Annotated in this window: 7 protein-coding genes; 5 read left to right on the forward strand and 2 right to left on the reverse strand. The window is 61.5% G+C overall.

Annotated elements, in window-relative coordinates; genetic code table 11:
* Nucleotides 1–87: 87 nt before the first annotated feature.
* Nucleotides 88–564, reverse strand: coding sequence for a transcription elongation factor GreA (gene greA / locus AC6I8F_RS16925; protein WP_021507709.1), 477 nt, complete (start codon nt 562–564; stop codon nt 88–90).
* A 248-nt stretch (nt 565–812) separates the two neighbouring features.
* On the opposite strand from greA, the gene dacB reads away from it, so the two are divergent.
* From dacB to pmrB, 3 genes are read left to right on the forward strand one after another with little or no spacing between them, the layout of a single operon-like run.
* Nucleotides 813–2,246, forward strand: a complete 1,434-nt coding sequence (gene dacB / locus AC6I8F_RS16930) for a serine-type D-Ala-D-Ala carboxypeptidase (protein ID WP_031279733.1) — start codon at nt 813–815, stop codon at nt 2,244–2,246.
* Nucleotides 2,246–2,908 carry a two-component system response regulator PmrA gene (pmrA, locus tag AC6I8F_RS16935; protein WP_058759578.1) on the forward strand — a complete coding sequence of 221 codons (663 nt, stop codon included), beginning with the start codon at nt 2,246–2,248 and terminating at the stop codon, nt 2,906–2,908. Before dacB ends, pmrA begins: the two co-directional genes overlap by 1 nt.
* Nucleotides 2,905–3,966, forward strand: a complete 1,062-nt coding sequence (gene pmrB / locus AC6I8F_RS16940; protein WP_058780380.1) for a two-component system sensor histidine kinase PmrB — start codon at nt 2,905–2,907, stop codon at nt 3,964–3,966. The genes pmrA and pmrB overlap by 4 nt, the downstream gene beginning before the upstream one ends.
* A gap of 6 nt (nt 3,967–3,972) precedes the next feature.
* Here the strand turns inward: pmrB and AC6I8F_RS16945 are convergent, their stop codons facing one another.
* Nucleotides 3,973–6,249, reverse strand: a complete 2,277-nt coding sequence (locus AC6I8F_RS16945) for a TonB-dependent siderophore receptor (RefSeq protein ID WP_498028261.1) — start codon at nt 6,247–6,249, stop codon at nt 3,973–3,975.
* Nucleotides 6,250–6,510: 261 nt separating this feature from the next.
* On the opposite strand from AC6I8F_RS16945, the gene fes reads away from it, so the two are divergent.
* Nucleotides 6,511–7,785 (forward strand): enterochelin esterase, encoded by a 1,275-nt coding sequence (gene fes / locus AC6I8F_RS16950; protein WP_498028262.1) that lies wholly within the window; start codon nt 6,511–6,513, stop codon nt 7,783–7,785.
* On the forward strand, nt 7,778–11,662 hold the full coding sequence (locus tag AC6I8F_RS16955) for an enterobactin synthase subunit F (protein WP_498028263.1): 3,885 nt from the start codon (nt 7,778–7,780) through the stop codon (nt 11,660–11,662). Before fes ends, AC6I8F_RS16955 begins: the two co-directional genes overlap by 8 nt.
* The last annotated feature ends 22 nt before the right edge of the window (nt 11,663–11,684 follow it).

Below are 11,684 nucleotides of genomic sequence, written 5' to 3' on the forward strand. Positions count from 1 at the left end.
TGCTCCTGCATGGGATAAAAGGCCGCAGCGCGGCCTTTTTCCTTTCTTTACAATATGCAGCTGCGCATTTCAAAGCGTAGCAATATCTTAGATGTATTCCACTTTCAGCACTTCATATTCCACATCGCCGCCTGGGGTTTTGACAATAGCCACGTCATCGGCCTCTTTGCCCACCAGACCGCGCGCCATCGGCGAATTCACGGAAATCAGGTTCTGTTTAAAGTCCGCTTCGTCGTCACCGACAATCCGGTAAGTAAACTCTTCATCGGTATCGACATTCAACACGGTGACGGTGGCGCCAAAAATCACGCGGCCGGTTTTCGGCATGGCGGTCACGTCAATCACCTGTGCATTGGAGAGCTTGGCTTCGATCTCCTGAATACGCCCTTCGCAGAACCCCTGTTCTTCGCGCGCAGCGTGGTATTCGGCATTCTCTTTCAGATCGCCGTGCTCACGGGCTTCGGCGATAGAGGCGATGATGCGCGGACGCTTAACGGTTTTCAGTTCGTTCAGCTCTTCACGCAGCTTCTCAGCGCCTTTCAACGTCATCGGAATCTGATTCATTTTGGCTCCTCGTCATCTATCCTGGTTAACGGCGTCATCCTGACCGGTGACAGCAGAAGATCGGCTTCTGCGGCGCGTAACCTCTTTTCACAAGCAAAAGAATCCTGACCCGGAAAGCTTTCCGGGTCAGGTATCGGTTTTGCATTTTGATACGTATTTTACCCCAGAGTTCCCTGTGGGTCATTGTTTACTTTGCACCGTCCGGGGACATAGTATTGACGCCTTCACCCGTCAGTTACCGCGAGATTATGCGATTTTCACGACTTGTTACCGGATTAACCTGTGCGTTTATGCTGCAGGCACAAGCAGCACCCGTTGAAGAATACATGCAGTATTTGCCAGACGGCGCAAACCTGGCGCTGATGGTACAAAAAGTGGGCGCATCCACCCCGATAATCGACTATCACGGCAAACAGATGGCGTTGCCGGCCAGTACCATGAAAGTGATCACCGCGCTGGCGGCACTGCTGGAGCTGGGCCCGGACTTCCGTTTTCAGACCACGCTGGAGACCAAAGGCGCGGTCAGCGATGGCACCTTAAATGGCGACCTTGTGGCGCGCTTTGCCGGCGATCCGACGCTCAGCCGCCAGGATCTGCGCAATATGGTGGCGGCGCTGAAAAAGCAGGGCATCAACCATATCAAGGGCAATCTGGTGATCGACACCTCGGTGTTCGCCAGTCACGATATGGCGCCAGGCTGGCCGTGGAACGATCTGACACAGTGCTTTAGCGCCCCGCCAGGTGCGGCGATTGTTGATAAAAACTGCTTCTCGGTTTCGCTCTACAGTGCCAATACGCCCGGCGAAAACGCCTTTGTGCGCATCGCCTCTTACTATCCGGCGCACATGTTCAGCCAGGTGCGCACGATCGGACGCAACAGCGGTGACGGGCAGTATTGCGAGCTCGACGTGGTGCCCGGCGAGCTTAATCGCTATACGCTGACCGGCTGTATGCGCCAGCGTGCGGAACCGCTGCCCCTGGCGTTTGCCGTGCAGGATGGCGCCGCGTGGGCCGGCGAGATCCTTAAAGCGCAGCTGCGCGACGCCGATATTGATTACAGCGGCCATTTAGTGCGCCAGACGCAGGTGACGTCACCGGGCACGGTGCTGGCCTCGACGCAGTCCGCACCGCTGCACAACCTGCTGCACACCATGCTGAAGAAGTCAGACAACATGATCGCTGATACCGTGTTCCGCACCATCGGCCATCACTACTTTAACGTGCCGGGCACCTTCCGCGCCGGTTCGGATGCGGTCAGGCGTGTGCTGCGCGAAAAAGCCGGCGTCGACCTCGGCAACAGTATTCAGGTGGATGGTTCCGGCCTGTCGCGTCACGACCTGATCGCGCCGGATACCATGATGCAGGTGCTGCAGTTCATCGCCAAAAATGACGCCACGCTGAATTATATTTCGATGCTGCCGCTGGCGGGTTATGACGGCACGCTGCAGTATCGCGGCGGTCTGCACGAAGCGGGGCTGGATGGCAAAGTGTCGGCAAAAACCGGTTCGCTGCAGGGCGTCTATAATCTGGCTGGGTTCATCACCACGTCGAGCGGTGCGCGCGTGGCCTTTGTCCAGTTCCTCTCTGGCTATGCGGTACCGCCGGAAGACCAGAAAACGCGGCGGATTCCGCTGGTGCGCTTTGAGAGCCGGCTCTATACCGACATTAACAAGAACAACTAATGAAACTGTTGATCGTTGAAGATGATGCGTTATTACAATCGGGCCTGGCGCAGGCGCTGAGCAGCGAGGGCTACGCCGTGGATTGCGCTGGCAGCGCGGCGGAAAGCAACGCCCTGCTGCGCAGCAGCCAGTACAGCCTGATCGTGCTGGATCTCGGCCTGCCGGATCGCGATGGCGCCACGCTGCTACGCCAGTGGCGGCGCGACGGCATCGCGGTGCCGGTGCTGATCCTGACCGCGCGCGATGCGCTGGAGGATCGCGTCGACGGGCTGGACGCCGGTGCCGATGATTACCTGGTCAAGCCGTTTGCGCTGGCAGAACTGCAGGCGCGGGCGCGCGCGCTGATTCGCCGCTATCAGGGGCACAGCGACAACCTGCTGCAGCAGGGCGATCTGACGCTCAATCTCAGCTCGCAGCAGGTGCTGCTGGAGAATCTGCCGCTGGAGATCACCCCCAAAGAATTCGCCCTGCTCACCCGCCTGCTGATGCGCGTGGGTCAGAATGTGCATCGCGAAACGCTGCAGCAGGATCTCTACAGCTGGAACGACGATCCCGGCTCCAACACTTTAGAAGTTCACATTCATAATCTGCGCCGCAAGCTGGGGAAAGATCGCATCAAAACCGTGCGCGGCGTTGGCTACCGGCTGGAACTACGCGAATGAACAGCATGCGTCAGCGGTTACTGATCATGCTGGCGCTGATTCTCCTCACCTGCCAGGTGATGAGCGCCATCTGGCTGTGGCACGAAAGCCGCGAACAGATCAGTTTCCTCGTCAATGAAACCCTGTCGGCCCAGGCGCGTAACGATCGTGTGGAGAATGAGATCCGTGAGGCCATCGCTTCGCTGTTGCTGCCTTCGCTGGTGATGGTAAGCCTGACGCTGCTGCTGTCGTTCTGGGCCATCAACTGGATTATCCGTCCGCTCAAATCGCTACAGGACAGCCTTGCCCACCGCTCTGCCGACAACCTGACGCCGCTGCCGATTTACTCCGAGATGGATGAAATCGTTGCGGTCACTTCCTCCATCAACCAGCTGTTTTCCCGTCTCGACCACACGCTGCAGCAGGAGCGATTATTCACCGCCGACGCCGCGCACGAGTTGCGTACGCCGCTGGCCGGGCTGCGCCTGCATCTTGAGCTTCTGCATCAGCAGCAGGTGCCACAAAGCGCCATGCTGATTGAGCGTATCGACCAGTTGATGCACACCGTCGAACAGCTGCTGATGCTGTCGCGCGCCGGTCAGGCGCTGGCGGGCGGCCACTATCAGCAGCTGCAGTGGCAGCGTGACATCATGCAGCCGCTGATGCCGGAGATGGCTGAACTGTATGCCCAGCGTCAGCAGACGCTGCACTGGCCAGACGGCGACGATGTGCCGCAGCAGGGTGAAGCGGTGCTGCTGCGCCTGATGCTGCGCAATTTGCTGGAGAACGCATCGCGCTACAGTCCGGAAGGCAGCAGCGTGCAGGTTAAGCTGCGTCAGGTGCAACAGCAGGTCTGGGTTGAAGTGTGGGATCAGGGGCCGGGTATTGATGCCGATGCGGCAGAAGAGCTGACGCAGGCGTTCCGGCGGCGCGATCAACGCTATGGCGGCAGCGGCCTGGGCCTGAACATTGTGCTGCGTATTGTGCAGATGCATCGCGGCAGGCTGGAACTGGTCAACCGCGAAGACAGCAGCGGACTGATTGCCCGCTGCTGTTTGCCAACGCAACTGATTGGCTGAACGCCATCAGAAGTGGGTGTTGAGGCTCATATAGTAAGTACGGCCTGATTCGTTATAGGTATTGGCACCGGCACCGTAAAGATAAGCGCCGGTGGTGGCGTTACCGGTGGTTTGCGCATTGCCCTCACGGAAGTGGCGCTTATCGAACAGGTTATCGATGCCCAGCGTCACGCTGGCGTACTTATTAATATCGTAAGTACCGCTCAGGCCGACAATCGAGTACGGGCTCACTTTGTCGGTGGCGCTGCCGGTCACCGGCTGTCCTTTGTAGTCGTACTTCTTCGGCGTCTGGGTGCCGTACCACGTCAGGGTGGTTTGCAGCGACAGATCCTGCGTTGCCTGCCAGCTCAGCGTCGAGTTCAGCGTATACTCCGGAATGATCGACAGACGATCGCCGGTCTCCTTGTTCTTGCTCTGCAGCATGTAGGTGAAGTTGTTATTCCACATCACGCTGTCAGAGAAAGGAACATTGACCGTACCTTCCAGCCCTTCCACCACCGCTTTCGGCACGTTCTCCCAGCGATAGATATCCGTGGTGCCGTTAGAGGCTTTACCTGAAGGCGCATAGCCAGCTTCAATCTTGTTACGGTAGTCGTTACGGAACCAGGTCAGACCGGCCTGATAACCTTCATGCTTCCACTCCAGCCCAACTTCTTTATTGATGCTGTTTTCCGCTTTCAGATTCGGATTACCCTGCAGATAGCAGGCGCCGGTGCTGGCGGCGCAGCCCTGGCCGTTGCTGTACAGCAGGTAGTTCGGGTTCGTCTGGTACAGACTCGGCGCTTTGTAGGCCCGGCCAATCCCCATCTTCAGCGTGAAGTCATCGCCCAGCCCCTGTGACAGGTTAAGCGACGGGCTCCAGTTGTTGCCAACGATGGAGTGATGATCGAAGCGCAGCGCCGGCGTCAGCATGGTGCTGTCGGTCAGCTCCATGTTGTCTTCGGCAAACAGGGAGAAAATCTCCGCCTGGGCATAAGGACTGCGGCCGGTGCTGGCGATGCCTGGCACGGCACCGTTGCTGGCGGCCTGGGTGGTCGACGAAGGATCTTTCATGCGCTGCCGGTTCCACTCGGTGCCCAGCGTTGCGGTCTGATTGACGCCCAGCTCAAATGGCAGGCTGATTTCACTGTGCAGCAGCACATCGTCCAGCTGGATGGTATTGAACCCGCTGTTGGAGAAAATCCCTTCCGTGCCGCCCGCCAGACCTTCATTAATGCGCGTATTGCGGGTTTTTTCGTAGCGCGCCCAGCTGCTGGTGCTGATGCCGTTATCCCACGCGCCGGTCCATTTCAGTGAAATATTCTGGCGATACAGACGGTTGGTTTCATCGCCGTACAGGCTCTTCACCAGCGCGTTAGTGTTGGTGTTCTGCGTATCGCCCGCGTACAGGTTGCCCTGACGACTGTAACCGGCCTGCAGCTCCAGCGTCTGCATGGGCGCAAACGCCCAGCTCAGCAACGCATTGATGTCTTTGTTTACCGAGCCTTCGCGGCCTGCCGGGTAGCTGCCAGCATAGCTGCCGGTGCGCGCTGCCGCATGTCCTTCATTGATGTCGTACGCGTCGGCCTGGGTTTTGGCTAAACCGCCATACAGCCGGAAGTTGAAGTCGTCGCCCAGCGGCCCTTCAAGGCTGAAGTTGGTGCGTTTGGTCGCCCCTTCCGATTTGTGTTCCGGCGCGTTGAAGTAGGTATTCCACGAACCGTGCCACTGCTGATCGCTGTACTTTTTGGTGATGATGTTCACCACACCGCCCGCCGCGCCGTTGCCGTAGCGCACCGCGGCCGGCCCGCGAATCACGTCGATGTGATCAATCATCTCCGGCGGCACCCAGTTGGTATCGCCGCGCGTATCACGCTCACCGCGCCAGCCAAGACGCACCGAGTTACGGCTGGTGATCGGCATGCCGTCCACCATGATCAGGGTATTTTCCGGTCCCATGCCGCGAATATCGATCTGACGGTTGTTGCCGCGCTGGCCGCTGGTCGAGTTACCGGTCAGGTTAACCCCCGGCATGGTACGGATAATTTCTGAGACATCGCGCGCCGGCGGATGCTTTTTGATCTCATCGGCGGTGATGGTGGAAACCCCCGGTGCCTGCAGCGTCTGCTGCTGGGCCGTCACCATTAAGGTGCCACCGTCCATTGCGCTGGCGTCGGGAGAAGAGGCGTTGCTGGAAGTCGTCTTGCTGGAAGTCTCTGCTGCCCAGGCGCTGCCGGAGAGCAGTGAGGCGCTGAGCCCCAGTTCGATCAAAATAGCGAAGGTTAACAGCGAGTAATGCTTCATTTTTTTCATTCCTGGAAGGCCAGTTCTGCGCCACAGCGGAGTGACTGGCGAGCCGGTGAGAAGATCCCTGTCTTTATCGCGCAGCCGTTCACACCTGGCAGGGCCATCCTTTGCTGAATCCCATGACTTACCGGGTGCCAGACGGAACGTGCGTGCTCATTTTGAGCGCAGTCACCCTATTGCAAATGCAAATAATTATCAATAGTATTATTTATCAATCCTATGTAAACCTCCCCGTACAGACGGCGACTGGCAGCCCCTATGACCTGGCGAAATGATGGAATTGGTAGCGAAGCCTGGTGGCAGGAGCAACAGACTCAGGGCATTCCGCGCATTGAGCCGCAGCAGGATGGCACCTGTCTGGTGACCTTCTTCTGGCGCGATCCGCAAGGCAGTGAAACCACCTCCCACACCCAGCGCGTGTGGATCAACATCACCGGCGTGACCGATCACCACCAGCGGCGCCCGCCGCAATCGCTGATGCGCGTCGCCAGTAGCGATGTCTGGTACTGGCAAACCGTGCTGCCGTCACACTGGCGCGGCAGCTACTGCCTGATGCCGGATCGGCAGGCCAGCGATTTCCGCGGCGAGCCTGACATGCATGCGCTGCGCCACTGGTGGCGCGAAAAATTCCCTGCCGCGCAGGCCGATGCGCTCAATCCGCTGCGCAGCTGGTCCGGCGGACGCGGCATGGGCGTGTCACCGCTGCACCTGCCTGACGCGCCCGACCAGCAGGTGTGGCGTGCGGTGGATGAGGGCTGCGCCCCGGCGCTGACGCTGCAGGAGCAGCAGTGGGACAGCGCGCTGCTCGGCAATCGTCGCCGGGTGTGGCTGTACGCCACAGGCGAGGCGCAGCACGGCCCGCGTCCGCTGGCGATACTGCTCGATGGTCAGTTCTGGGCGCAGCAGATGCCGATCGCCGGCCCGCTGCAGCAGCTGACCGCCGCGGGCAAGCTGCCGCCGGCGGTCTACCTGTTTATCGACATCATCGATCGCGAACACCGCAGCCGCGAGCTGCCATGCAATCCGCAATTCTGGCAGGCGGTGCAGCAGGAGCTGTTGCCGCAGGTGGCACGCTGGATGCCGTACGATGCGCAGCCGGCGCGCACGCTGGTTGCCGGACAAAGCTTCGGCGGTCTGGCCGCGGTGTTTGCCGCGCTGCACTTTCCCCACACCTTTGGTAATGCGCTCAGCCTGTCCGGCTCCTTCTGGTGGCCGGAGCGTGGTAACCCGCATGGCTGGCTGCTGCAGGCGCTGGACCATGGCCTGGCACCTCGCCAGCCGCTGCGTTTCTGGCTGGAAGCAGGCCAGCGTGAAGGCCTGATTCTGCAAGCCAATCAACAATTACAACAACAACTTACCGCTGCCGGCTATCAGGTGCATTACCAGCCGGTAGAGGGCGGCCATGACGCGCTGTGCTGGCGCGGTGGCCTGCTCGACGGTCTGCAAGCTTTGTGGCGCAATCCAAATTCATTCATCACGCCAGACGTGAACCGGAGCGACAGTAAATTCTCTGATGAACGACACTATGATTGACCAACAAACTCTGCCGCTGGTGGCGGCGCAGCCTGGCATCTGGATCGCCGACCAGCTCAGCCGCCATCACAACGCCTACGCGGTCGCGCACTTTGTCGAACTGCGCGGCGACATCAACAGCGCGCTGCTGGCGCAGGCCATCGTCGACGGCATGCAGGAAGCCGATACCCTAAATATGGCGTTCGGCGAAATCGACGGCGAGCCGCTGCAGTGGCCGCAGCCGCAGACCTTCAGCCTGCCAGACATCGTTGATCTGCGCGGCGAAGCGGATGCCGCTGCCGCCGCGCGCGCCCTGATGCGTGCCGATATGCAGGGGGACCTGCGTGTGCTGAGTGGCGCACCGCTGTGGCACCATCGTCTGTTCCGCATCGGCGAGCAGCACTGGTTCTGGTATCAGCGCTATCACCATCTGGTGGTGGATGGCTTCAGCTTTACCGCGCTGACGCGCCGCATCACCAATCTGTACAGCGCCGCCGTACAGCAGCAGCCGCCTGAGCCGACACCGTTTATTCCGTTCAGCGCCGTGGTTGACGAGTATCAGCGCTATCAGCAATCGGCGTCTTACACCCGTGACGGCGAATTCTGGCGCGAAAAAGGCCGCGCCCTGCCCGCGCCCGCCTCGCTGTCGCCACTGCCGCTGGCCGGTCAGAGCGCCAGCACCGATCTGCTGCGCCACAGCGTTACGCTGGATCGTCACCGCTTCCAGACGCTGACCAGCCAGCATCCACAGCACAGCGCCGCCGATCTGGCCTTTGCGCTGGTAGCGCTGTGGCTGGCTCGCCTCAGCGGGCAAAATGATTTTGCTGCCGGCTTCATCTTCATGCGCCGCATCGGCTCTGCCGCGCTGTGCGCCACCGGTCCGGTGATTAACGTGCTGCCGATGGCGGTGCACTATCAGCCGGGACAAACGCTCGGCGATCTCGCCGCTCAGCTGGCCGCGGAAGTGAAAAAAATGCGCCGCCATCAGCGTTACGATGCTGAACAGGTGCAGCGCGATCTCGGCCGCCTCGGCGATAGCGATCCGCTGTATGGCCCGGTGATCAACCTGAAGATGTTTGACTACCAGCTCGATTTCGCCGGCATTGAAGGCATCACGCATCAGCTGGCCTCCGGCCCGGTGCGCGATCTGGAAATCGCGATTTATCTCAGCGAGCACGGCGATCTGACGCTGGAGCTGCTGGCGAACGCGCAGCGCTATGCTGCCGAGACGCTGCAGCGCCATGCCAGCCGCTTTGCCCTGCTGCTCAGCCAGCTAGCCGCGCAGCCGCAGCGCGCGCTGGGCGAGCTCGATCTGCTGACGCCAGCGGAGCAGCAGCAGATTGCGGCCATCAATCAGACCGCCCATCCGCTGCCGGCGGAAACCCTGGCGTCGCTGCTGGCGCAGCAGGCGCAGCGCACCCCGGACGCACCGGCGCTGGCCGATGCGCAGCACCAGCTGAACTATCGCCAGATGCAGCAGCAGGTATTTGCGCTGGCGGCCAATCTCAGTGCGGCCGGCGTGCAGCGGGGCGATATCGTCGCCGTGGCGCTGCCGCGTTCGGTGCAGCTGTCGCTGGCGCTGCAGGCTATTGTGACGCTCGGGGCCGCTTATCTGCCGCTGGATACCGGCTATCCGGACGAGCGGCTCCAGCTGATGCTGGAAGACGCCGCGCCTAAAACGCTGATTACCGCTGCCGCGCTCAGTGCCCGCTTCCGCGCCATCGCGCCGGTCAGTCAGCTGCACTTTGACACCCTGTACAATGCTGAACATGCACCGGCCCCGGCCAGCGCGCCGACGCCGCAGGATGGCGCGTACATCATCTATACCTCCGGCTCTACCGGCCGGCCGAAAGGCGTACTGGTCGGCCATCAGGCGATCGTTAATCGCCTGCTGTGGATGCAGGATCGTTATCCGCTGCAGGCGGATGACGTGGTGCTGCAGAAAACGCCGAGCAGCTTTGATGTCTCGGTGTGGGAGTTCTTCTGGCCGCTGCTGGTCGGCGCGCAGCTGGTGATGGCACCGCCGGATGCACACCGCGATCCGGAAGCCTTACAGCAACTGTTTGCCCGCTACAAAGTCACCACCACGCATTTCGTACCCTCGATGCTGGCGGCCTTTGTCGCGGCGCTCGACCACCCGGCCGCGATAGCGTGCTGCGCCAGCCTGCGCAACGTGTTCTGCAGCGGTGAAGCATTGCCCACCGATCTGTCGCGCAGCTGGGAAACATTGACCCGCGTGCCGCTGCACAATCTGTATGGGCCGACCGAAGCGGCCGTTGATGTCAGCTGGTATCCGGCGTATGGCGCGGCGCTCGCCGCCGTCGATGGCCCGAGCGTACCGATCGGCTTCCCGGTGTGGAACACCGGCCTGCGCATTCTTGATGCGCAAATGCAGCCGGTGCCGCCGGGCGTGGCCGGCGATCTTTATCTCACCGGCATTCAGCTGGCGCACGGCTATCTCAACCGGCCGGAGCTGACCGCCAGCCGCTTTATCGCCGACCCGTACGCCGCTGGCGAGCGCATGTACCTGACCGGCGACGTAGCGCGCTGGCTGGACAACGGTGCGGTGGAGTATCTCGGACGCAGCGATGACCAGCTGAAGATCCGCGGTCAGCGCATTGAGCTGAACGAAATCGATCATGCGCTGTGCGCCCAGCCCGGCATTGAGCAGGCGGTGACGCATGCGGTGGTGCTGGGCAGTGCGACGGCACAGGGCGATGCGCGTCAGCTGGTGGGCTACGTGGTGGCGCCTCAGCCGGTGGATGGCGATGCGCTGCGTCACGCGCTGGCACAGCAGCTACCGGCACACATGGTGCCGGTGGCCATCGTCCAGCTGGAGGCGCTGCCGCTCAGCAGCAACGGCAAACTGGATCGCAAAGCGCTGCCGCTGCCGCAGAGCACCACGCAGCGCCAGGGGCGCGCGCCACTGCCCGGTTTAGAGAGCACGCTGGCCGCAGCGTTCTGCCGCCTGCTGGCCTGCGACACGATCGGTGCGCAGGATGATTTCTTTGCGCTCGGTGGCCATTCGCTGCTGGCGATGCGCCTGGCCGCGCAGCTGCGCCGCGAGCTCCAGCTGCCGGTCTCGGTCGGGCAGATCATGATCGCCCCGACGGTGGAAAAACTGGCGGCGCTGCTGAGCGATGGACAATCCCATCAGCAGGCGGGCTTTGAAGCGGTGCTGCCGCTGCGTAAAGGCAGCGGACCGACGCTGTTCTGCTTCCACCCGGCGTCCGGCTTCGCCTGGCAGTTCAGCGTGCTGCAGCGTTACCTTGACCCACGCTGGTCACTGGTCGGCATTCAGTCGCCTGACACGCAGGGACCGCTGAATCAGAGCGCGCACCTCGATGAGGTCTGTGAAGCGCATTTGCGTACGCTGCGCGAGGTACAACCGCACGGGCCCTACTATTTCCTCGGCTACTCGCTGGGCGGTACGCTGGCGCAGGGCATTGCTGCCCGGCTGGAAGCGGCGGGTGAAGAGGTCGCCTTCCTTGGCCTGCTCGACACCTGGCCGCCGGAAACGCAGAACTGGGATGAGAAGCGCGGCGAGAATGTGCTGGATCCGGCGGTGCTGGAGGAGGTGAATCGCGAGCGCGAACAGTTTATCGCCGCGCAGCGCCATCAGGCCGGTGAAGAGATGCAGGCCATGTTCGATACCATCGAAGCCAACTACGCCAGCTCGGTGCGTCTGCTGGCCACGGCGCGCAGCGCACGCTTCGGCGGCCGCGCTACGCTGTTCCTCGCCGAACAGACGCAGCAGCCAGGCCAGGATGCGCGCCGCGCCTGGGCGCCCTATGTCGGTGAGCTGACGGTGTGGCCGATGGATTGCGCCCACGTCGAGATTATCTCGCCTCGCATGTTTGAGCAGATCGGGCCGCTGTTGCAGCAGTTGCTGGCGTAGCGGTTTTGCCCTTCCCTCTCCC

The sequence above is a fragment of the gamma proteobacterium symbiont of Axiagastus rosmarus genome (genome assembly GCF_059730925.1).

Coding starts and splice junctions, on each gene's coding strand:
- greA (WP_021507709.1), bottom strand. CDS start 564: ATGAATCAGATTCCGATGACGTTGAAAGGCGCTGAGAAGCTGCGTGAA.
- dacB (WP_031279733.1), top strand. CDS start 813: ATGCGATTTTCACGACTTGTTACCGGATTAACCTGTGCGTTTATGCTG.
- pmrA (WP_058759578.1), top strand. CDS start 2,246: ATGAAACTGTTGATCGTTGAAGATGATGCGTTATTACAATCGGGCCTG.
- pmrB (WP_058780380.1), top strand. CDS start 2,905: ATGAACAGCATGCGTCAGCGGTTACTGATCATGCTGGCGCTGATTCTC.
- AC6I8F_RS16945 (WP_498028261.1), bottom strand. CDS start 6,249: ATGAAGCATTACTCGCTGTTAACCTTCGCTATTTTGATCGAACTGGGG.
- fes (WP_498028262.1), top strand. CDS start 6,511: ATGACCTGGCGAAATGATGGAATTGGTAGCGAAGCCTGGTGGCAGGAG.
- AC6I8F_RS16955 (WP_498028263.1), top strand. CDS start 7,778: ATGATTGACCAACAAACTCTGCCGCTGGTGGCGGCGCAGCCTGGCATC.